General features: G+C 47.9%; 17 protein-coding genes. 9 read left to right on the forward strand and 8 right to left on the reverse strand.

The window, feature by feature from the left end; translation table 11 throughout:
* Window positions 1-51: 51 nt before the first annotated feature.
* Window positions 52-492 (reverse strand): type I restriction enzyme HsdR N-terminal domain-containing protein, encoded by a 441-nt coding sequence (locus JUB15_RS25420; protein ID WP_207515477.1) that lies wholly within the window; start codon window positions 490-492, stop codon window positions 52-54.
* 179 nt (window positions 493-671) lie between these two features.
* Here JUB15_RS25420 and JUB15_RS25425 point away from each other — a divergent pair, with 179 nt between their 5' ends.
* Window positions 672-1,442 carry an AMP nucleosidase gene (locus tag JUB15_RS25425; protein WP_207515478.1) on the forward strand — a complete coding sequence of 257 codons (771 nt, stop codon included), beginning with the start codon at window positions 672-674 and terminating at the stop codon, window positions 1,440-1,442.
* Window positions 1,443-1,509: 67 nt separating this feature from the next.
* On the opposite strand, the gene JUB15_RS25430 is transcribed toward JUB15_RS25425, so the two are convergent.
* Window positions 1,510-3,234 carry a M14 family metallopeptidase gene (locus JUB15_RS25430; protein ID WP_207515479.1) on the reverse strand — a complete coding sequence of 575 codons (1,725 nt, stop codon included), beginning with the start codon at window positions 3,232-3,234 and terminating at the stop codon, window positions 1,510-1,512.
* Window positions 3,235-3,663: 429 nt separating this feature from the next.
* Window positions 3,664-3,921 carry a 30S ribosomal protein S20 gene (rpsT, locus tag JUB15_RS25435; protein WP_207515480.1) on the reverse strand — a complete coding sequence of 86 codons (258 nt, stop codon included), beginning with the start codon at window positions 3,919-3,921 and terminating at the stop codon, window positions 3,664-3,666.
* Window positions 3,922-4,309: 388 nt separating this feature from the next.
* Here rpsT and JUB15_RS25440 point away from each other — a divergent pair, with 388 nt between their 5' ends.
* The 3 genes from JUB15_RS25440 (at window position 4,310) to JUB15_RS25450 (ending at window position 9,715) form a co-directional block, all read left to right on the forward strand.
* Window positions 4,310-7,066 carry a 2-oxoglutarate dehydrogenase E1 component gene (locus JUB15_RS25440; protein ID WP_207515481.1) on the forward strand — a complete coding sequence of 919 codons (2,757 nt, stop codon included), beginning with the start codon at window positions 4,310-4,312 and terminating at the stop codon, window positions 7,064-7,066.
* A gap of 107 nt (window positions 7,067-7,173) precedes the next feature.
* Window positions 7,174-8,424, forward strand: coding sequence for a 2-oxoglutarate dehydrogenase complex dihydrolipoyllysine-residue succinyltransferase (odhB, locus tag JUB15_RS25445; protein ID WP_207515482.1), 1,251 nt, complete (start codon window positions 7,174-7,176; stop codon window positions 8,422-8,424).
* Between the two features lie 64 nt (window positions 8,425-8,488).
* A complete protein-coding gene (locus tag JUB15_RS25450; protein WP_207515483.1) occupies window positions 8,489-9,715 on the forward strand; it encodes an RsmB/NOP family class I SAM-dependent RNA methyltransferase in 1,227 nt (408 codons plus the stop codon).
* Between the two features lie 5 nt (window positions 9,716-9,720).
* Here the strand turns inward: JUB15_RS25450 and JUB15_RS25455 are convergent, their stop codons facing one another.
* From JUB15_RS25455 to mnmA, 3 genes are all read right to left on the reverse strand, one after another.
* Window positions 9,721-11,691, reverse strand: a complete 1,971-nt coding sequence (locus JUB15_RS25455) for a S8 family peptidase (protein WP_207515484.1) — start codon at window positions 11,689-11,691, stop codon at window positions 9,721-9,723.
* Window positions 11,692-11,742: 51 nt separating this feature from the next.
* On the reverse strand, window positions 11,743-12,516 hold the full coding sequence (locus JUB15_RS25460; RefSeq protein ID WP_207515485.1) for a hypothetical protein: 774 nt from the start codon (window positions 12,514-12,516) through the stop codon (window positions 11,743-11,745).
* A 137-nt stretch (window positions 12,517-12,653) separates the two neighbouring features.
* On the reverse strand, window positions 12,654-13,757 hold the full coding sequence (mnmA, locus tag JUB15_RS25465) for a tRNA 2-thiouridine(34) synthase MnmA (protein WP_207515486.1): 1,104 nt from the start codon (window positions 13,755-13,757) through the stop codon (window positions 12,654-12,656).
* A gap of 438 nt (window positions 13,758-14,195) precedes the next feature.
* On the opposite strand from mnmA, the gene JUB15_RS25470 reads away from it, so the two are divergent.
* Together JUB15_RS25470 and JUB15_RS25475 are read left to right on the forward strand one after the other, a co-directional pair.
* Window positions 14,196-16,784, forward strand: coding sequence for a M14 metallopeptidase family protein (locus tag JUB15_RS25470; protein WP_207515487.1), 2,589 nt, complete (start codon window positions 14,196-14,198; stop codon window positions 16,782-16,784).
* 210 nt (window positions 16,785-16,994) lie between these two features.
* Entirely contained in the window at window positions 16,995-17,444 is a 450-nt protein-coding gene (locus tag JUB15_RS25475) for a single-stranded DNA-binding protein (protein WP_207515488.1), read from the forward strand.
* Between the two features lie 193 nt (window positions 17,445-17,637).
* Here the strand turns inward: JUB15_RS25475 and JUB15_RS25480 are convergent, their stop codons facing one another.
* Together JUB15_RS25480 and JUB15_RS25485 are read right to left on the reverse strand one after the other, a co-directional pair.
* The gene (locus JUB15_RS25480) at window positions 17,638-18,978 is read right to left on the reverse strand and encodes a hypothetical protein (protein ID WP_207515489.1); all 1,341 of its coding nucleotides are present in this window, start codon (window positions 18,976-18,978) and stop codon (window positions 17,638-17,640) included.
* Between the two features lie 115 nt (window positions 18,979-19,093).
* Window positions 19,094-19,246 (reverse strand): hypothetical protein, encoded by a 153-nt coding sequence (locus JUB15_RS25485; protein ID WP_207515490.1) that lies wholly within the window; start codon window positions 19,244-19,246, stop codon window positions 19,094-19,096.
* Between the two features lie 106 nt (window positions 19,247-19,352).
* Between JUB15_RS25485 and JUB15_RS25490 the strand changes: the two genes are divergently transcribed.
* The 3 genes from JUB15_RS25490 (at window position 19,353) to JUB15_RS25500 (ending at window position 23,413) form a co-directional block, all read left to right on the forward strand.
* A complete protein-coding gene (locus tag JUB15_RS25490) occupies window positions 19,353-20,762 on the forward strand; it encodes a Gfo/Idh/MocA family protein (protein WP_242696514.1) in 1,410 nt (469 codons plus the stop codon).
* A gap of 160 nt (window positions 20,763-20,922) precedes the next feature.
* On the forward strand, window positions 20,923-22,002 hold the full coding sequence (locus tag JUB15_RS25495) for an Ldh family oxidoreductase (protein WP_207515491.1): 1,080 nt from the start codon (window positions 20,923-20,925) through the stop codon (window positions 22,000-22,002).
* 85 nt (window positions 22,003-22,087) lie between these two features.
* Window positions 22,088-23,413 carry an aspartate kinase gene (locus JUB15_RS25500; RefSeq protein WP_207515492.1) on the forward strand — a complete coding sequence of 442 codons (1,326 nt, stop codon included), beginning with the start codon at window positions 22,088-22,090 and terminating at the stop codon, window positions 23,411-23,413.
* The last annotated feature ends 32 nt before the right edge of the window (window positions 23,414-23,445 follow it).

Genomic DNA, 23,445 nt, shown 5'->3' on the forward strand with positions numbered 1-23,445 from the left:
AAACGGTTTGTTGGTTGCGCTAAAGAACGCATAAAAACCGTTAATAACAACTTAAATTCCAAACTCAGGCAGGGATTCAAGTAATTGCAGCTGATTATTTTTCCTAATATATCCAAAACAGACCGACCCATTGGTGATCACCAGGTAAGGAACGGGTACAGCCATGTTATATCGTAATACCTGTTGCAATACATCATCGCTCAGGGGCACTTCCATACCCTTACATTCAACCATGAGCCAGGGTTGATGCTGCTTATCGTATATCAGGATATCGAAACGCTTTTTTAATTCGCCCAGCCTGATCTCTTTTTCAACGGCTGTCAAGGCAGCCGGATATTTCATTACCTGTAACAAATATTGCAGAAAATTCTGCCGGACCCACTCTTCAGAAGTCAACCGCAGCCACTGCCGGCGGCATTCATCAAAAATAAATTCTTTCTCTTCTTCTTTTTTCAGGCGGAATGGGAAAGAAGGATACTCAATCCTGATCATGGCATCAAAACTACAATTTGTTGCTTATAAGGCACTCCAATAAACTACCGGCTTTACTGTTTGTTATTACTAAAAAACAGGGCGTTTTGCCCAAAATAAACGAAATTTATTGATGAACATAAACCTTTCGCAATCCAACGGCCTGGTGCTTCCCTAGCTTGGATAAATTAAATTATCAGATGAAAACAAAAGAAGAAATAGTTAAGAACTGGCTGCCCCGCTATACCGGCGAAACCCTGGATAATTTTGGCGAATACATCCTGCTTACCAACTTCAGCAATTATGTAAAGATGTTTGCCGAATGGAATAACGTTCCCATTACCGGCGTTGACCGTCCCATGCAATGCGCTACCGCAGAAAATATCACCATTATTAATTTCGGGATGGGTAGTCCCACAGCTGCTACGGTGATGGACCTGTTAACCGCTATTGAACCGAAGGCAACGCTGTTCCTGGGTAAATGCGGCGGCCTGAAAAAACGCAACAATATCGGCGATCTTATTTTACCGATCGCAGCCATCCGTGGCGAAGGTACTTCCAACGATTATTTTCCGCCAGAAGTGCCTGCCCTGCCGGCATTCGCCCTGCAAAAGGCGGTATCTACCACGATCCGCGATTATGGCATCGACTACTGGACCGGCACCGTATATTCCACCAACCGCCGCGTTTGGGAGCATGACGAACATTTCAAGGAATACCTGCAAAAGATCCGTGCTTATGCCATTGATATGGAAACAGCCACTATCTTTTCAGTGGGCTTCTATAATAAAATTCCAACCGGCGCGCTGCTGCTGGTAAGCGATCAACCCATGGTGCCCGAAGGCGTAAAAACCGAAGAAAGCGACAAAAAGGTCACCGCCAATTTTGTGGAACGGCATGTGCGTATTGGCATCGATTCGCTGAAACAACTGATCAATGATGGACTAACGGTGCGACATCTTAAGTTTTGAGTTTGTGGTTGGTGGTTTGTGGTTTGTGGTTCAATAACTCAATAACTTAATAACTTAAGACTTTGAACTAAGGAACTCTATATACAGGATACCTCAGATAATCCGGTTCGAAGTAGGGAGAGTTCCTGTACACAAAATCGAGTTGCGCCGAGGCGCTTCGGGCAAAAGCGGTATCGCTTGCCCGTTTTATTTCCAGCTGCTTTTTAAGTTCCGGATGTTCGTTGAGGTATAAGGCAGCAATATCTTCAAATGCATACGCACTGTACCCTTCTTTCCTGCCCAGGATGGCATCAAAATAATTCCAGGCAAAATAAGAATCATCGGCCTGCGGTTCCAGCACCGTCACCAGGAACCGGTTCGCCTCCTGGTTCAATGGAATATAATAATCTCCCTTCCTGAATTGCATGGCCTGCTTCTTTTTACTCACCACAACATCCGTATTCAGGTGATGCATTTCATACTGCCGGGGAAGGGTCTTGTAATCTTCAATACGATATACCTCCACTTCTATACTTGTATCTTTTGACAAAGGTGTCATTTGCACCTTATTGATCTTCAGCAGATCGATCACCTTCCACCAGCCTTGCGGCACAATGTAGGCATTGGGCTTTTCAATGGTAGTTCTGGCTGTATAAAAATTGTAATAGGGCAATTGCTTTTCATACGGTTTGGTTCTGTCATAATACAGCCGCGGCCAACCAGACACTTCGCTGTTCTTATAACCGGCCTCATACCCTTTAAATAAGACCTGCTCCCGGCGGGTAGTATCCAGTTTCCAGCTCACCGGGAAACTGTTTGCCGTACGATCCTTTTCTCTCGCCTGCAGCCGCAACTGTTTTATTGCAGCACTGTTCGCAGCCGTAAACTCAATGAACGATTGCATCAGCGCGTAAGTGGCTTTTACCCTTTGCTCATAAGGTTTCAGCATATGCGTTTCGGGCACAAAAGCAAAACTGTGCCATAAGGTGGCATAACCACTGCTGTAACGCGGGCCATCGAAGTAAGCGGTTAAACCAGCATCCGGCGTCTTACCGGCAAAATCAACATAGGGCACCAGGTCATAACCCTTTCCCTTCATCAATTGGTACAGACCCGGTTCAAACCGGGTATGTAAATATTCGCCCATTTCGCCGCCCATTTTTGAATGCTGGGTGGCCAGCAGCGTCATCACGTGCTGATAGTCGGCCCCGTTGCTCACATGGTTATCGATAAACACATCGGGATCGCACAGGTGAAAAATGGCAGCAAAGGAGCGGGCTTCCCTGGAATCACATTTGATAAAGTCGCGGTTAAGATCGAGGTTTTGCGAATTACCGCGGGAGCCAAAGGCGGCCGGCCCGTTTTGATCGACGCGGTACCAGGGGCTGCGGTTCAAACAGCCGCCAATATTGTACACCGGGATGATGGCCAGCACCACATTGGCGGGCAGCTTTACTTTGTTGGCGGCAATATCCCGAACCAGCAGCATGCTGGCGTCAATGCCATCCGGTTCGCCGGGGTGAATGCCGTTATTAATAAGAATGATCCGTTTATTTTTCCGGCGCAGGCTGCCCATGTCGAAATCACCGTCGGTTGACACCACTACCAGGTGCAGCGGAAAACCGGCATCTGTAGGCCCCATCGTAAGCATTTTTACGGAAGCCGAGCGGCTGTCCATCATTTTCCACCAGCTGATGATCTCGTGGTAAGTGGGCGTTTCTTTGCCCTGCGATTGTTCGAATTTGGTGAGTATCGACTGGCTGAAGAGAAAAACGGGTAAACCAAGTAGCAGGAATACAGGTAATATTCTCATAGTGTGACTGTTGGGGGCTGATTTTTGATTTCTGATTTCGGGATTTTGAGATTTCGAGATTTTCCTGTCTGCAACATGCACTAAAGACCGGGCACCTCTCCGACCTCAGACTTCCGATCTCTGACTTCTGATTTCTGATTTCGAGATTTTGAGATTTCGAGATTTTGAGATTTCGAGATTTCCCATGTGCAACATTCCTCTCCAACTTCCGACCTCGGACTTCCGACCTCTGACTTACGACTTCTGACCTCGGATTTCCGACCTCCGACTTCCGACCTCGGACCTCCGACCTCGGACTTCCGACCTCGACCTCCGGAAATAAAAAAACCTCCCGCGCGAACGGGAGGAAAAAACAAAAAAAATAATATTATTCGAGATAACTGGAATTCGCCATACCGCCTCTATGCAGAGACATGAAAGCCAACTACCTTATTTCGCAAGGGTATTGATCTTTTTAGCCAGCTTGCTTTTCAGGTTAGCGGCTTTATTCTTATGGATAATACCTCTTTTAGCTAATTTATCGATCATAGAAGCTACTTCAGGGAATTCTTTGGTAGCCTCGGTGCCAGTCTTGATTGCTTTCAGATCACGGATGGCATTACGGGTAGTTTTACCGTAATACTTGTTTCTTTCACGTCTTTTAGCAGCTTGACGCACGTCTTTTTTGGTAGCTTTATGATTTGCCATTTCGTTCCAAAGTTTAGTTCCGAATAATTTTCGGGGATGCAAAGGTAACAATTTGCACCATAAAAAGAAAAATAAAACGGTAAAAATCTTGACTGCCTATCATTTTTCGTGAAACACAGCCGGTTAGCTTAAACAAGCCGGCAGTTGCAATGCGCAGTTTGTTGCTGCCAACTGCCAATGGCCAACCGAGCAGTGGCAAGGTTGTAAATTTTCAGGAACTTTCCAAGGCAAAACATCCGCCCCTTGCAGGTTTTAGCGGCCTACCACCTTTTATAGCGTCAAAAAACACAAATTCAGATAATTTGGCTTCCGTTCCTACCTTTTTTGACCGATATTTGTACCCCGATTTTAAATAACTCAATACACTTTAAGTTTCAATTGCATCCTCATGAAGGATTTTTCGTATATCACCAGTTCCCACCCGGCCTTTATTGAAAACCTGTATCAGGATTTCTTACGAGACCCAAACAGTGTTGATCCCGACCTTAAAAAATTTTTTGAAGGATTTGACTTTGCCGTGGGACAAGGCAAAAACGGGACAAACGGTACAGCAGTAGCAGGTGAAACAACCGGCGCTACCGGCGAAAGTTTCGACTGGAAAAAAGAAGTAGGCGCCTACCGCCTTATTCTGGGCTACCGCAACAAAGGCCACCTGATCGCTAAAACCAACCCTATTCGTCCGCGTAAAGACCGGGGCGCCAATTTAGACCTCGGGTTCTTTGGTTTTACCGAAGCTGATCTCGACAAAACTTTCAATGCAGGCAATATGATCGGGCTGGGCACTACTACCCTGCGCAACATTTTGCAACACCTGCAAAAGATCTACGCATCCCACGTAGGTATCGAGTTCAAATACATCAGCGATCAAAAGAAAGTAGACTGGCTTACCAACGAAATGGAGCGGAACTTCACCAGGCCATTAGCCATCAACAAGAAAAAACGCATCCTGGAAAAACTGAACCAGGGCGTCATCTTCGAAAAGTTCCTCCACACAAAATATATAGGTCAAAAACGTTTCTCACTGGAAGGTGGTGAAACTACCATTGCCGCCCTGGATGAGATCATTACAACTGCCGCCAATAACGACGTACAGGAAGTTGTGATCGGGATGGCCCACCGCGGCCGCCTCAACGTACTGGCCAACATCATGGGCAAGACCTATGAGCAGATCTTCAGTGAATTTGAAGGCACTGCCAAACTTGACCAAACCATGGGCAGCGGCGACGTAAAATACCACATGGGCTATGGCAGCGAAGTGCAAACAGCCGATGGTAAGACCATTCACCTGAAGCTGATGCCCAACCCATCGCACCTGGAAGCCGTTGACCCCGTAGTGGTTGGCTTTGCCCGGGCAAAAGCCGATGTATTATACAAAAGCGAATTCGATAAAATATTACCTATTCTGATCCATGGCGACGCATCTGTTGCCGGACAGGGTGTTGTATACGAAGTGCTGCAAATGAGCGACCTCGACGGTTACTATACCGGCGGCACCATTCACTTTGTGATCAATAACCAGATCGGTTTCACTACCGACTTTGAAGACGCCCGCAGCTCCGATTACTGTACTTCACTGGCCGCCATGATCCAGGCGCCGGTATTACACGTAAACGGCGATGATGCAGAAGCAGTAGTTAAATGCGTTGAAATAGCTACCCGTTACCGCCAGGAATTCAATTCAGACGTGTTCATCGACATGGTTTGTTACCGCCGTCACGGACACAACGAAGGCGATGATCCGAAATTCACCCAGCCGCAGCTGTATTCACTGATCGATAAACACGCCAACCCGCGTGAAGTGTATACCAACTATCTGCTGGAAAATGGCGAATCGGATGCCAAGGAACTGGCCAAGGAAATGGAAAAGAAATTCTGGGCCGACCTGCAGGAACGCCTCGATGAAATAAAGCAGAATCCCCTGCCTTACCATTACCAACAGCCTGAGCTGGACTGGAAGAGCCTGCGCAAAGCCACCGAAGACGACTTTGATAAATCTCCCACTACTGCCATCGATGAAGCCAGCTTCAAAAAAGTATTCGAAGCCCTCATGAAATGGCCTGCCGATTTCAAACCATTGAAAAAGGTAGAAAAGATCATCCAGGACAAAGTAAAACTATTCAACGACGAAGGCAAGATCGACTGGGCAACCGGTGAACTGCTGGCTTACGGCAGCCTGCTGCTGGAGGGTAAGGATGTGCGGATGAGTGGACAGGATGTACGCCGCGGCACCTTCTCACACCGCCATGCTGTACTGCGCGACGAAAATACCGACAAAGCGTACAGCAGGTTGAGCCAGATCCCCGATGCCAAAGGCGAATTCAGAATATACAACTCTTTACTGAGCGAGTATGGCGTACTGGGTTTTGAATACGGTTACGCCCTGGCCAACCCCAATGCCCTGGTATTGTGGGAAGCCCAGTTCGGTGATTTCTGTAACGGCGCGCAAACCATGATCGACCAGTTCATTTCGGCCGGTGAGCAAAAATGGAACCGCATGAACGGCGTTACCATGTTATTGCCCCACGGTTATGAAGGACAGGGTCCCGAGCACAGCAGCGCCCGGATGGAACGCTTCTTACAAATGTGCGCCGAACAAAATATGGTGATCACGAATATCACCACGGCCGCCAACTTCTTCCACGCCCTGCGCCGTCAGCTGGCATGGCCTTTCCGCAAACCATTGGTCAACTTCTCGCCCAAAGCCAACCTGCGTCATGCCGGTACTTATTCGCCCAAACAGGAATTTTTAAGCGGCGGATTCAAAGAAGTGATCGATGATACTTATACAGACGATGCTTCCCGCGTTCGGAAAGTATTGTTCTGCAGCGGCAAAGTGTATTTCGACCTCGCAGAACGCCAGCAAAAAGAAAACAAGAAAGATACCGCCATTGTACGGGTCGAACAGTTATATCCCTTACCTGTTAAACAACTGGAAGAACTGTATCGCAAATACAGCAAAGCCACCTGGTTCTGGGTACAGGAAGAGCCGCTGAACATGGGCGCCGCCTCCTACCTGCAAATGAACCTGAAGAGCATTAACTATGGTGTTATCAGCCGCCAACCCAGCGCTGCTACCGCTACCGGTTATGCCAAGGTACATGCCCAGGAACAGGCAGAGATCATTGATACGGCATTTTCAATATAAACAGAGGGAAGAAGATCAGGCAGCATAAGATGAGTTATTAATTTCAAATGTGGTGAGCTATTGACCATTCACCATTCACCATTGACGATAAATAAGAAACGTTTTTTATGATAGATATAAAAGTTCCGACAGTTGGAGAATCCATTAGCGAGGTTACTTTATTAAAATGGGTAAAGAACAGTGGAGATTATGTTGAACGTGATGAAGTGATCGCTGAGCTGGAAAGCGAAAAAGCCACCTTTGAAGTAAATGCCGAAAAAGCGGGGGTTCTGAAACAATCAGCCCAGGAAGGCGATACCCTTCAAATTGGCGACGTGCTGGCTACTATTGATGAAACAGCAGCCAAACCGGAAAAGAAAGCAGATTCCAACGGAACACCGGCGAAGGAAACGAAGTCAGAAGCCGGAGGTCAGAAGTCAGAAACTCCTGCTACGCAGACGTCTCAGGCGCCTGTAACAGCTGTATCGAACGATCTGAAAGCTACGCCTGTTGCAGCTGCCATCATAGCCGATAAAAAAGTAGACCCCAAATCAGTTACCCCCAGCGGATTCAGCGGTAAGATCGTAAAGAACGATGTACTGGCCGCCCTCTCAAATCCCGGCAAAGTAACCGGCGGCAAACCGCTGTTCAGCCGTGATGAAAGAAGGGAAAAAATGAGCCAGCTGCGCAAAACCATCAGCCGCCGCCTGGTTGAAGCCAAGAATACAACGGCCATGCTCACTACCTTTAATGAGGCAGACATGAGCCGCATCATGGAGATCCGCAGCAAGTTCAAAGACAAGTTCAAGGAAGCGCATGGGGTAAACCTCGGCTTCATGAGCTTTTTTGCCAAAGCCTGCGCCATTGCCTTACAGGAATGGCCTGCGGTAAACGCCTATATCGATGGCGACCAGCTGGTTTACCACGACTACGCTGATATCTCTGTAGCTGTATCTACACCCCGCGGTTTAACCGTTCCGGTGATCCGCAATGTGGAAAGCCTCAGCATGGCTGAAATAGAAAAGAAAGTGATAGAGCTGGCTACAAAAGCAAGGGATAACAAATTATCGATGGATGAATTAACCGGTGGCACTTTCACGATCACCAATGGTGGTGTGTTCGGATCATTGATGAGCACGCCCATCATTAACCTGCCGCAAAGCGCCATCCTCGGTATGCACAAGATCCAGGAACGTCCGATGGCCATTAACGGACAGGTAGTGATTAAACCCATGATGTACCTGGCTTTAAGTTATGACCACCGGATCATTGATGGCCGCGAGTCAGTAAGCTTCCTGGTACGGGTGAAAGAATTACTGGAAAATCCGGAGCTGTTGTTGTTCGGAAAAGATCCGGTTAAAACATTACTGGAATTATAAAAGAGACTTTAATAAATCGAAATGCCCTGTTAGCCAGCCGGCTGATGGGGCATTCTTGTTTCGCATGAAATACTTCTCCCATTTAAACACGGCAGTGCAATTGCTGCAACAGTACAACGGCAGTTTACCGTTCGGGAGTTTTATCAAACAGTTCTTCAGCCAGCATAAAAAATACGGCTCCAAAGACCGGAAGAATATTTCACAATTATGCTATGCTTTTTTCCGCCTCGGAAAAGCGCTGCCAACACTGCCGGCGGAAGAACGGATACTCACCGGTCTGTTTTTATGCAGCGCTGAACCTAATGAATTGCTGCAGCACCTGAAACCGGATTGGGATTCGCAGACGCATTTGTCGTTAGCGGATAAATGGCGACTGATCAGCGACACAGATGCGGCAGCTGGCTTGCTGGCAGTATTTCCCTGGAAAGATGAATTGAGTGCAAACATGGATCATACATCCTTTTGCGCTTCCTTCTTCACCCAACCCGATCTTTTCCTCCGCCTGCGACCCCGCCATGAGGCTGCCGTGAAAAGCAAACTGCAACAGGCAGGCGTCCCCTTCCGCGAGGTCAGCAGGCATTGCCTTGCCCTGCCGAATGCTTCTAAAATAGATACTGTTATTGGCACTGATCGGGAAGCAGTGATCCAGGATCACAGCTCGCAACGCATTGGGGAGCTGATGGAATTCATTCGCAATTCCGCCTTCGCCAAAGCTTCTGCCTCCGATGGTTCTCCTCCCGCAGATGCTATGGCCAATAAGCCGCTCCGGGTATGGGATGCCTGTGCAGCTAGTGGTGGAAAATCAATCCTCGCCACTGATATCTTCAGGCGCATCGACCTCACGGTCTCCGATGTAAGACAATCCATTCTTGTTAATCTTGAAAAACGGTTTGCGGCCGCAGGGATCAGGAACTATCATTCTTTCATAGGCGATCTCTCAACCACAACTTATGACGATCAGGAACCGGGTTTCGACATGATCATCACCGATGTGCCCTGCAGCGGTTCCGGCACCTGGAGCCGAACACCGGAACAACTGTATTATTTCGACCCGAAAAAAATTGACCGCTACAGCGCCCTGCAAAAAAAGATCATCGCACATGCCATTCCCGCCCTGAAACCAGGCGGCTTTCTGTTGTATTGTACCTGTTCGGTATTTAAAAAAGAAAATGAGGAAGTGGTGCAATTCATCGAGGAGCAGCTTTCCCTGCAATTGCTGCAATCGACGTTGTTCACCGGTTATGAGCAAAAAGCGGATACGCTGTTTGGGGCCGTGTTCCAAAAAAAATAAAGCGGTTATTTTTTCAACACTTTGCGGCTGTAGATCCGTTTGCTGTTGTTATACAAAACAACTTCATAAATGCCAGGGCTCCAGCCCGGGACCATTACTGTTGTGCTGAAATAACCTGCTGGTTTGGCCGTTTTTTTAGCATAAACAATGCGCCCCCTCATATCAGTTATCTGTAAACCCATGTTATTGATCACCTCGGGCGTGTTCACCACTACGGTTAATTGCTGATCGAAGGGACTTGGCAACGCCATCAACGTGTTATCGGGGAAACAAACCGAATGGATCGGCTGTTGCAGGTTGGCTATTTCAAGAACCGTATCTACAGAACGCATGGCCTGCAATACCCGGTATTGAATGGGCCCGCCGGCTGCTTTTATCGTATCGCGGTATGTATAACTGTTGGCTTTAAACGATAATGAAGTGGAAGCAGTCTGACCAATGGTCATAAAACCGGTTTCTCCGGGTAATTTTCGTTGGATGGTATACAGCGAGCTGGTATCGTCCTTGCTGTTCCAGTTCACCGACACAATACAATTATCAAAGGCGGTACCGGCGCTTGCATATTGTTTGGTAAGTATGGCAACGGCCTTTTTCATATCAGGGATACCATACCCATACTGAAACTCGGGATTTGCTGATTTGCTGCCGCTTTTTTGCAGCGCATCCATGATCTGCATACTGCTAAGCTCGGGAAACACCTGCCACAGGCAGGCTGTGAGACCCGCCATATTTGGACATGCATACGATGTGCCTGTGCCCGCAACAGGCTGCCAGTTCTGCGGATGTGCTACATAGGCATTCACACCTACAGCAACGACATTTGGTTTTAATACCCCTGCACCATTCGGTCCCCAGCTGCTGGAATAGCCAATATTTCCATTAATGTCTACAGACCCCACGGTGAGCACATTTTCAGCGTCAGCAGGCACAGCCACGTATTTCAGGTCAGATGCCTCGCCGCCGGAATTACCGGCCGCTACCACGACCAGTATTCCTTTTTTTGCAGCCAGATTGGCCCCCAGCGTGATCATCGCCGTCTTACCGTCGCGTTGGGCATGGGAGTAATTAAAAATGGCATTGTCAAAAACGTTATATCCTAATGAAGAGGAGATCATGTCAACGCCAACACTGTCGGCAAACTCAGCAGCCACTACCCAATTCTGCTCTTCTACCGGGTATTCCGTAGCTACATCTTCCGTGCGTAATAACCAGTAGCTGGCGTGCGGTGCGGTGCCCACCAAAACACCCGGCCGGTTAGCAGCCAAAAGCGAAAAAACATTGGCGCCATGCGAATTATCTTCGTTTACACTGGCTTCGTTCTTTACGTAATCCCAGGTACCCAGGATCCGTCCCTGTAACCGTACACTGTCGAATGCCGGGTTGCTAAGGTAGTTCTGAAAACCTGCATCCAATACGGCAATGGTTACGCCGCGACCGGTAAAACCCAGTTGATGCAGCCAGTCGCCATTATGGATATGGATCTGGTTGTACATCTGGCCATAGTCGATGGCGGCAGTACCTGTTCGGCCGCTTACCTGGTTCATCGAAGCCGGCAATGTAACTGTTTCACTGGCCAGCGTAGCCGAAACACTACTATTGCCGGTGGCCATTCTGGGTGCAATGCCGTTCGACTTCTTTACAAATGGAAATGCATTGATCCGGGCAAGTGCACCGGCATCAGTGGTTTTGATCAAAACCTGGTTCAACCATTTCGACACATTTATTATGGTAACATTGGGAATGCTGCGGATACTATCAAGATATGCGGTACTGACTGGCAGATCGGTTGAATCGTAGCTGATCTTGTACCTGGTACGGCGGGCCATTGATTTTGCCGACAGGTAAGCTGCCGGATCTGATAATGTATAGGCAGCGCCTTTTTTATCAGTGAACTGAACAATGTAACGGGAGAATTGAGCTTGCGTATAACCGGTAGCAGCAGTTAACAGTGCCAGCAGCGTAGCTAGTCTTTTCATGGCAGGTTATTGTTAATGGTAGATAGCCTTCGGTTTAACCGATCATAGCGACTAGTTATGATCGACAATGGTCATTTTCAAACCAAACCCCTGCTTGTATGCTGCGGAGGTAGTGGTAGGCGGTTGGTATTCCCAGATCTCAACTTCTTTATATACCAGTCCAATATTCTTTGCATATTTTTCAACCCAGTAAGTTTTGGAAGCAGGGATGCCCGTTTCCAACGGCAGGTTGGTTGAATCAGCGATCTGCACAACGGTAATTGTGCTATCGTAATTTTTATTACCGAATTGTGCGGCTACACCTACATCCTGGTAAGTATAATCCCAGGTTTGAATATCTTCATCATTGCTGAACTCGAACAATTCACCATAAGGATTGCTGGGGATATAGCCATTACCCCGCCAGCTAAAACCGTCTTTTACGGGTATGGCCAGTTTGATGTACCTGAAATTGCCTTCCTTCACTTCTATCTTTTGTTGGCCGGGAATTACTTGGTAAGTGAGTACGGCGTTCCAGTCAGCTTCGTGCCCACTGGCCGTATCGCGCAGGTAGCGCACTACGCGCCAGCCGGCGCGGCCCAGGTTATCAGTGGCAGGTCCTTCCACAGTATCTTTGGCAAAGTAGGTTACCGTTGTATCTTTTTGTCCGAAATTAACGAACCGCGTAGAGTCAAGGAGGTAGATCACATATTTACCCGTTTGCATGGGTAAAAAAGCTTCCACGGGATCCGAAACAATATCATCGGTTTTCTTTTCGCATCCGCTTAACTGGATACCTAAAAAAACGACTCCGGCAGTAATTGCAGTTAAAAAACATTTCTTCATACAACAGTTTGTAAAACAGCTACTTTGTTACAGGACAACCATGGGGATTATTAAGTTGCAGCCACAAATTAAAAAACCATCCCGACTAAAGCCGGGATGGTTGTAACGTTGATTCACATCTATTTATTGCCTGAAAATCAGGCTAATTGTCCGCGTTGGATGACGCCGCCGCCGATCACATCATCGCCTTCATAGAACACTGCGCTCTGGCCGGGCGCAATGCCTTTGGCATAATGGGAGAACTGTACCCGCACGCCGTTTTCATGGTTGTACAGGCTGGCCAACGCTCCTTTGTCTTTATAGCGGATTTTTGTAATAGCCTCTGTTCCATCCGTAATACCATCGTACTTGATCCAGTTGATCTTACTTACGAGCATATCCTGTCGGTTCAAATCATCTTCTTCGCCCAGCATCACCGTATTGGTTTCGGGAATGATATTGGTAACATATACAGGTTTACCAAATGTAATATCCAGGCCTTTGCGCTGGCCAATGGTATAGAAAGGATAGCCTTTATGTTTTCCTAACACTTTACCGCTCTTATCTACAAAATTGCCACCCAATACTTTTTCTTCGAGTCCGTCTACCCTTCTTTTCAAAAAACCGCGGTAGTCGTTGTCGGGCACGAAGCAGATCTCATAACTCTCGCTTTTCTTTGCCAGTTCCGGATAACCGTAATCGAGTGCCATCTGGCGGATGGCCGTTTTATGATAAGTGCCCAAAGGCAGCAGGGTGCGGCTCAGCAGGTCTTGCTGCAGGCCCCACAAGACATAACTCTGGTCCTTGGTTTCATCTACTCCTTTGCTGATATAATACCGGCCATTGTCGTGCTGGTGCACATTGGCATAATGACCAGTGGCAATATAGTCGCATCCCAGGGCATCGGCCCGCTTCAGCAGAGCCCGCCACTTAATATGGGTGTTGCACATCACGCAGGGGTTGGGTGTACGGCCAGCCAGGTATTCATCTACAAAATTCTCGATCACAAAATCGCCGAACTCATCGCGGATGTCCAGAATATAATGCGGAAACCCGTGCTGCACGGCAGCCATACGGGCATCGTTGAAAGAATCGATATTACAACAGCCGGTTTCTTTTTTGCCGCCGCCACTGGAAGCATAATCCCATGTTTTCATGGTAATGCCTACCACTTCATAGCCCTGATCATTGAGCATCAGGGCGGTAACGGTACTGTCGATACCGCCACTCATTGCCACCAAAACTTTTCCTTTACGGCTCATATCCTAAAAAAATTAAGCTTGCAAATATACGATTAATGGCCGAAAGGGGGAATTACCCACCTGGCGACGCTGACAAGCTGAATAACACAAAAAGGGGGTAATGGTTCAAGGAGGCGGAAGGCTGAAGGTGATTTCTGATTTCGAGATTTCGAGATTTTGAGATTTTGAGATTTTGAGATTTTGAGATTTTATTTCTCGGCAACAGTTTAATTATTTGGGTATATCCCGAGTGCTCAAAAGCCAAACCAAAAAGGATTTCTGATTTCGAGATTTCGAGATTTTGAGATTTACTTTCGGCAGCAGTTTAATTATTATCGAAAACTCCGAAATCTCAAAATCCTTAAATCAGAAATTTCGAAATCAGAAATCTCGAAATCCCTAAATCCCCGAATTCTTGTCTTATCTTCCATAACTTAACAACAAAACGTTACAGTCTTTATGAGAAAGCCTGATCCCTGCAATCGTGTAATAACGATCGTAGCCTGTTTATTTTGTATCATTCAATCCTCCCCTGCCCAGGACCTCAGCTATTACCTTCCCGACAGCGTTACCTATAATTCGGCCATCCCCAAACCAAAAGACATTATTTACCACGAACCCGGTGAATGGCATGTTACCCATGACCGGCTGGTGAACTATATGTATGCAGTTGCAGCAGCCGCACCTGACCGCATCAAACTCGAACGGATGGGCTTTACGTATGAAAACCGTCCGCAGGTATTGCTGATCATCACTTCCCCGCAAAATCACCAACGCCTGGAATCCATCCGCGAACAACATGTTCAGCTCAGCGATCCACAGCGATCGGCCGGCCTGCCCATCGACAACATGCCGATCGTAGTGTACATTGGCCATTCCATTCACGGTAATGAATCGAGCGGCGCCAATGCCGCCCTGGTAAGCGCTTATTACCTGGCTGCAGCACAGGGCAAACAAATAGACGAGCTGTTGCAAAACACCGTCATTTTATTTGATCCTTCTTACAACCCGGATGGGTTGCAACGCTTTTCTACCTGGGTAAACCAGCATAAAAGCAAGAACCTGGTAACCGACCCGGATAGCCGCGAATTCAATGAAGTGTGGCCCGGCGGCCGGTTCAACCATTACTGGTTCGACCTCAACCGCGACTGGCTGCCACTGGTACATGTTGAAAGCCGGAACCGGTTGGAATGGTTCCATAAATGGAAACCCAATATTTTAACCGACCATCATGAACAGGGCAGCAATGCCACTTTCTTTTTTCAACCCGGCGTACCCTCACGCGTAAATCCTTTAACGCCGGCTGCCAACCAGGAGCTCACGGGTAAACTCGGCGCTTACCATGCGGCTTTTCTCGATCGCATCGGCTCCCTGTATTTCACCAAAGAGAGTTACGATGACTTCTATTACGGTAAGGGCTCAACGTATCCGGATATCAATGGCGCCATTGGCATTTTGTTCGAACAGGCTTCTTCGCGCGGGCATGCACAGGAAACAGAACACGGTGTGCTGCGATTCCCGTTCACCATTAAGAACCAGTTCACCACTACCCTTTCCACCCTTGAAGGCGCCAGGGCCCTACGCAAAGAATTTCTCACCTACCAAAGAGATTTTTACAAGAATGCCCTGGTTGATGCCGCCAACACTGCAATAAAAGGGTATGTATTCGGCAGTGGCCGAGACCGAAGCAAAACCGCTTTGTTCATCGACATGCTGCGCCGCCAGCAGATCGATGTATTTGAACTGAATGCTGCCATGCAGGCAGATGGGTTCAACTTTGAAAAAGGAAATGCCTTTGTGGTGCCTGCCAACCAAACCCAGTACCGCGTGATCAGGGCCATATTTGATAAAACACTCAATTATAAAGACAGTCTGTTTTACGACATTACCGCCTGGACCCTACCCCTGGCCTTTGGCCTACCCTATGCCGAATTGAATGCCGCCCGCTTCAATACATCCCTGCTGGGTGCGAAAGTCGACAAGGCCGCTCCCGTAACCGGAACCGTGGCCGGCGGCAGAAGCAGTTATGCGTACCTGTTTGAATGGGATGAATATTACGCGCCACGCGCATTGTACGCACTTCAGGCAGCGGGCATTAATACCCGGACAGCATCTGCCCCCTTCGAAATTGCGGTTCATAATGGCAGCCGGTCCTTCAACTACGGCGCCATTTTCATCCCGGTAAAAACGCAAACCGTCGATGCTGAAAAATTATACCAGCAAATAAAAACGGCCGCCGAACAAAATGGCATCACTGTATACGCCATCAATACCGGCAGCGCCACCAGCGGCAGCGACCTTGGCAGCCACAAAATGCGGCCGGTACCCAAACCATCCATTGCCTTACTTACCGGCACTGGCGTAAATGCTACCGATGCGGGCGAGATCTGGTTTTTGCTCGACCAACATTTCAACATTCCTTCGACGCACCTGGAAGTACCAGTCTTTAACCGGACCGACCTGAGCAAATACAACACGCTCATTATGGTAGGCGGCACTTACAATACGCTCGACAAAGAAAAACTGCGCTCCTGGATACAGGCCGGCGGCACTTTCATTGTTACGGAAGAAGCCGTACAATGGGCTGTACAAAACGGATTCACGAATGTGACCTTCAAAAAAGCAAAAGAGGACAGCGCCAAACAGATACCCTATATAGAACGCGAAAACCGGCTGGGCGCGCAAAGAATGAATGGGGCTATCTTCAGGGCCATCGCCGATCTCAGTCATCCGCTGGCTTACGGTTATAACTATCCGTACGTTGATCTTTTCAAAGCCAACGCCGTTTACCCTGAGCGGAACAAAAATCCTTACTCGAACCCGCTCGTGTATGGCGACAAGCCCCTGCAAAGTGGTTTTGTAACCAAAGAAAATTATAATGCAATAAAGAACTCTGCTGCGGTGCTCGTAAATACGCTCGGCAATGGCCGCGTGATCTCCATTGCCGACAATCCGAATTTCAGGGCATTCTGGCTGGGTGGCACCAAGCTGTTCCTAAACGCGATCTTCTTTGGAAGATTGATCGAAGCAGGCTCAGGAAGAAATTAGTTGATGTGTTAATTTGATAATGTGATAATTAAATACAGCGCTAGAACTCAAAGGCACATACAGTACCTGCTACACATTAACGAATAGTCATGGTTATTCACACTGTATTCCATTATCGAATTCTCGAATTATCACATTATTACATTAGCATATTATTCTTTAATTTGCCGGACAAAACAATATTTAAGTACGACGCTAAATTTATTAAGTATGATTAAGTTACAAGTAATCGGCAACCTGGGTAAGGATTGTGTTACCAACAATGTGAATGGGAAAACGGTAATGAATTTTACGGTAGCACACACAGAAAGGTTTCGTGATGCCCAGGGTAACCAGAAGGACAAGACCATTTGGGTGGACTGTGCTTACTGGAGTGACCGTACCGGCATTGCGCCTTACCTGCGCAAAGGCACCCAGGTATATGTAGAAGGAAATCCCGAAATAAGAACTTTTACTAAACAAGATGGTACATATGGCGCTTCGCTTACCCTGCGTGTGGTATCAATACAATTATTAGGTGGTCGTCCTGAGGGCGGCACTGGTGGCGGAGATTACAGCGGCGGCAGCAATCAGTATTCAGCGCCCGCACAAAGATCAAGTGCGCCCACATCTTCGGGCGGTAGCGGCTTCAATGAGCCCGTTGACGATCTGCCATTTTAGCCAAGATGCCAATACACTGATTAGCTGATGTGCTGATTAGCTAATGTGCTAACGAAATGCAGTTCCGATAATAATGAATATAATGAAAAGAGGCCGGCAACATCGTAATGAGGTTGCCGGCTTTTTTCTTGTAACGTTGAACCACGTTCGCATCTGTGTAACCGGTAACTGGCAACTGTGAACAGTGAACTACTTACTTAGTACTTTGAACTTTGAACTGTGAACTTTGAACTGTGAACTTCTTCTCATACTCCTTCACCAATCTTTCGATCTCCGCCTTACTCACCGGCTTCCGCTGATCATCGATATCAATTACATGCAAATAGCCCTTGTTGCCGGCCGTTGCACTAAAAGCACTCACGAGGTTAAACTGTTCGCTCACCAGCAGTCGGCCATTCGATGTATTCCATAATTCTTTTGCACACAAACAGCCCATGGTAGGCGTTAACGGATACCAGGGTTTGTTTTTGAAATATTCCGGATCGATTGTAGTACCATGCGCGATGATGGAGTTGCGGCCAATTTTTCCCGCATAAAATGCTTCCGTAACCGAGCTTACATTCCGCATCGATGGCGGCAGCAATTGCAGGTAAGACCACAACGCATCATAGTTGGGAGTGTACACAACACTATCGCCGGCATGAAAATAGGTTGTCCATTTTCTTTCATAGGGCATTACCAGTTGCAGGTTGGGCGTAGGGCCAATCAGTTTATTGTAAGTGACCGCAGTGCCCTGTATACTGTACACACCTTGCGGCGTGTTGCCATCGGGAATGAAATAGGGCATGCCGGAAGCGGAGCGGGCCAGTTGCTCGAACATCATCAGCCGGCCATCAGCATGCCGCATAAAACGACCATCTGCATTTTGCACAATGGCCAGTCCGGCATAATCGCGGTTATGGCGTTGAAACGAGTAAATGACTTTTTTCTTCACTACCTGCTGGTGGCCGAACAATTCGATGAGGTCTTTGATGGCAGGCGCTGTAAAACGAGTGTAGGTGCTTATGTATTTATCCAATTCAACCAGTACCGGAATGTTGGCATAACCGGGAAACTGCTCCCTGATCCTTCTGCGGATATTGGCGGTATTAACGCCTGATGAATCGTACCGGAGGCTGTATGCTGCAGCCATGGCAAACAGGAAAGGATTCGTTTCCTTCGCCAGCAGTAATTGAATGCTTTGAATATATTGATCGGGGTACATGCCATACACGGTTTCGAGCATGGCGCGTTTGGTATCATAGAGCAGCGCATCGTAATGAACAAACAGCTGCGTAATGCCCATCTGGGTGGTGTCATTATCGAGCATGAACTGAACAATGGCCCGGCAGGCAGCTTCATATTTATATTCGGTATTACTGTCGAGCGGCGCTAAAAACGCTTTGCCTATTACATTCTCGCGCAGGTCTTTTAACAATAACTGCCGCTTTTTATATAGGACAAAATCACTATAAATATCTTCCCGGCGCGGCTGCGCTTCTATATGATATTGTAAAAAAACAGCTAAACAAAGAAGTACGGCCTTAACCTTCATAATTGTAAATATACTTTACCGGCTGAAAAAAAATCTTTAATTATCTGTAACTTCAGGCACCTTTTCGCAGCGCATCGATATTACTGGCGGGTACTCAGCAAGAAACGTGCAGTTATCAAATTTTTAATGTAAGCCCCAAAATTTGTTTGTGGTTTGGTTTTTGTAAAAACAGCCAAACGCTGAACGCCCGCCCTGCAATCCCGGCTAAAGCCGGGCAAAGCCCTGTAATTTTTAACTGGCAACCGGTACTGCTCAGCAGGTGTGCCATACTTTGAAAGTGTGGCACACCTTTCAGCTGAAACCCTGAAAACCGGTAAACCGAACCTGTAAGCTGAAATTAATAACGTATTAACTTGTCAACCTTAACCATGAATATGTCTAAAGATTACGCATCAACCCGCCGCAAATTTTTAAAGCAGTTAACAGCCTCCGCTGCAATGCTGTCTGCAGGTTCCTTTGCTTCTGTAGCCAAAGCCAACGAAGAAACTTTGGAAGAACGCATCATTCGTTATGAGAAACCTATTGGCCCCAATGATGCCATTCGCATAGGCATTATAGGCACCGGCATCATGGGACACCAGGATCTGCAAACAGCCCTTAAAGTGCCAGGCGTTGAACTGGCCGGCGCCTGCGATCTGTACACGGGCCGGCTCGAACGGATGAAAGAATTATATGGCAGTTCATTATTCACTACCCAGGATTACCGGGAATTACTCAATAAAAAAGACATCGATGCCGTGATCATTGCTACCAGCGATCACTGGCATGCACGTATTGCTACCGAAGCCTTTCGCAAGAACAAACACGTGTATTGCGAAAAACCTATGGTGCATAAGATCTGGGAAGGATTACCATTGATCGGCGCCCAGCGGTTGAGCAAAAAAGTGATGCAGGTGGGCAGCCAAAGGGTAAGCAGCATTGCTTATATTAAAGCAAAGGAATTATACAAAGCCGGTGAGATCGGCGCGCTCAACTGTGTAGAAGCCACCTACGACCGGCAAAGCGCCATCGGCGCCTGGGAATACACCATGCCAACGGATGCCAGTCCGCAAACGGTAGACTGGCGGCGCTATTTGAGCGGCATGCCGCAGGTAGCGTTCGATCCCAAAAAATTCTTCTGGTGGCGCAACTACAAAGCATTCGGCACCGGTATGGCAGGCGACCTGTTCGTGCATTTGCTGTCGGGCGTTCATATGATCACCGATTCCAATGGCCCTACCCGCATTGTATCGAGCGGACAGTTATCTTACTGGAAAGATGGCCGCGACGTACCGGATGTAATGACGGCCATTATGGATTATCCGGCCACCAAGGCCCATCCGGCTTTCCAGCTTATGTTGCGGGTGAATTTTATCAGCGGTGGCGGTAATAAAAGTTTGATCAGGCTGTATGGTACAGAAGGCATGATCGAACTGGAGGGCAATGGCTTTACAGTAACGCACAGCCTGTTACCAAAAGCGCCGGGTATTGGCGGTTATGATTCGCTGAATACGTATCCCATGGCGATGCAGGAAGAACTGAAGAAACAATACAACGAGCGCTGGACAAAGGACGACCATAAACGACCTGAAAAGGCGCCGGTAAAATATAAAGTGCATGATGGTTATAGTGATCACCTCGATCATTTCACGAATTTCTTCGATGCCATCCGCAATGGCACTATGGCCAATGAGGGACCTGAATTCGCCTTCCGGGCGGCCGCACCCTGCCTGGCTGCCAATGACAGCTATTACCAGAAAAGGGTCATTCACTGGGATCCGGTGAATATGAAGCTGAAAGCATAATTAAATTAGCTAATGAGCTAATGTGCTGATTAGCTAATGGAAATACACTTTCAATAACAAAACCCCTGCCCCAATGGGATGTTATGGCAGGGGTTTTTATTTGGGCTGCAGTAAACTGAAAACTACAACCGGAAACGGTGAACTTTTGTTTCTTTGCACCATGTCAGAAATAATATACTCGTACCAACAGTTATTCGATTTCACGAACCAGGTATTTCAGCAGATGGGCTGCCCGGCAGAACAGGCTGGGCTGGCCACCGAAGTGCTGCTGAGCGCCGACCTGCGGGGCATTGATTCCCATGGCGTTGCCCGCCTCAGCGGTTATGTTCGCCTGTGGGAAGCCAAACGGGTGAATGCCCAACCGGTTATCAGAATTATTCATGAGACCCCATCAACTGCAGTAGTCGATGGCGATAGCGGACTGGGCCTTGTTGTGGCTCCCTTCGCCATGCAGGTAGCCATAGAAAAAGCGAAAAAAGCAGGCACCGGCTGGGTAAGTGTGCAAAACAGTAATCATTTTGGCATAGCCGGCTATCACGCTATGATGGCGCTGGAATATGAGATGATCGGGATGGCCATGACCAATGCCAGTCCATTGGTAGCGCCCACCTTTTCAACGGAAAGGCTGCTTGGCACCAACCCCATTTGCGTAAGTATACCGGCCGGCGAAGAACCCGCATTTGTTGCTGACCTCGCAACTACTACAGCGGCAAATGGCAAACTCGAGATCTTACAACGAAAGAACCTGGAAGCGCCGCTGGGCTGGATCCAGGATAAAGAAGGTCACCCAAGCACCAATGCACATGAGCTGAAGACCGGCGGCGCGCTGCTGCCCCTGGGTGGCGACCGCGAGCATGGCAGCCACAAAGGTTATGCGCTGGGCGCAGTGGTTGATATTTTCTCAGCCGTATTGAGCGGCGCCAACTATGGCCCCTGGGTTCCCCCGTTTCCAGCCTATGTGCCTATGCCAACCGGTATGCCCGGCAAAGGCATTGGCCATTTCTTTGGCGCTATGCGGGTAGACGCCTTCCGCCCCGCCGATGAATTCAAAGAACATATGGATAACTGGATCAGGCGTTTCCGCAGCGCCAAACCGGTGAACGGCGAAGCAAAAGTGCTTATTCCCGGCGATCCCGAGCGCGAGATGGAAGCGGTAAGAAGAAAGGAAGGCATTCCATTACTGGATGCCGTAGCAACTGATCTTAAAGCTCTGGGAGAACGGTTTGGTATTAAGTTGTAACCTGTAACACTGAACTGGCAACCGGAAACCAGCAACTGGTAACTGTTTGCACCTTATCTTTGCAGCCCTAAATAAATATTCCCAGATGAAAATCATGAAGTTTGGCGGCACCTCGGTAGGCAAACCCGATCGGATGCACCAGGTAGCGCAACTGATAACCAAAGACAACAGTGAGCCACGTATTGTAGTATTGAGCGCATTAAGCGGTACAACCAATGCACTGGTAGCTATCGGCGAAGCCATGGCAGCCGGCAATCGTGACCAGGCCAAAGAACTGATCGACAAGTTAGAAGCCCATTACCAGTCTTTCATCAAGGAACTGGTTAAGACCGATAAGGCATATGCCAAGGCGAAGAGCATTGTATCTGAACATTTCGAATTCCTGAACATCATATTGAAGATATCATTCAGCGAAGCCCTTAGCAAAGATATTCTCGCGCAGGGAGAGTTGCTGTCTACCAAATTATTCAGCGTTTACCTCGATGAAAAAGGCATAGATCATATGCTGCTGCCGGCGCTTGAATTCATGACCATCGACGCACAGGATGAACCGCAGCTGAGCACCATCAAGGTGAAGCTGGGCCGCATCCTGCAGGAAAACAGCAAAAAACAATTGTTCATTACACAAGGCTATATCTGTCGCAATGCGCGTGGCGAGGTTGATAACCTGAAACGTGGGGGCAGTGACTATACGGCTTCACTGATAGCTGCAGCAGTGAATGGTTCAGTTTGCGAGATCTGGACCGACATCGACGGCATGCACAACAACGATCCCCGTATCGTTAAAAAAACAGTGCCTGTTGAACAGTTGAGCTTTGAAGAAGCAGCCGAGCTGGCTTATTTTGGCGCCAAGATCTTACACCCTACCTGTATCTGGCCTGCGCAGCAACAAAAGGTTCCGGTAAAACTGCTGAACACCATGCAGCCTGAAGCGCTGGGAACTACCATTACCCAGGAAGCCGGTTCTGTTGGCGTGAAAGCCGTAGCGGCCAAAGACGGTATCATCATTGTGAATATCAAGAGCAGCCGCATGCTGTTGGCATATGGTTTCCTCAGAAAGATCTTTGAGGTGTTTGAAAAATACCGTACGTCTATCGATATGATCACTACTTCTGAAGTAGCGGTATCGGTAACTATCGATCATGGCGCTAACTTAACTTCCATCGTAAAAGAACTGGAACCATTCGGCACCATCACTACAGAAGACAATCACACCATCATTTCTGTAGTTGGTAATGAAATTGCACAGACGCAGGATATCCTGAGCAAATTGTTTGAAGCCTTAAAACCAATACCAGTGCGTATGGTAAGTTATGGCGGCAGCAAACACAACGTGTCAATGCTCGTTCCTTCTTCTTACAAGACCCAAACCCTGCAACTGCTGAATAAAGGGTTGTTTGGGCTGGAATAGTCTATGGTGAATGGTCAATGGTAAATGGTCAA

Origin of the sequence: Longitalea luteola (assembly GCF_017356035.1) — a bacterium.
Classification (GTDB): Bacteria; Bacteroidota; Bacteroidia; order Chitinophagales; family Chitinophagaceae; genus Niastella; species Niastella luteola.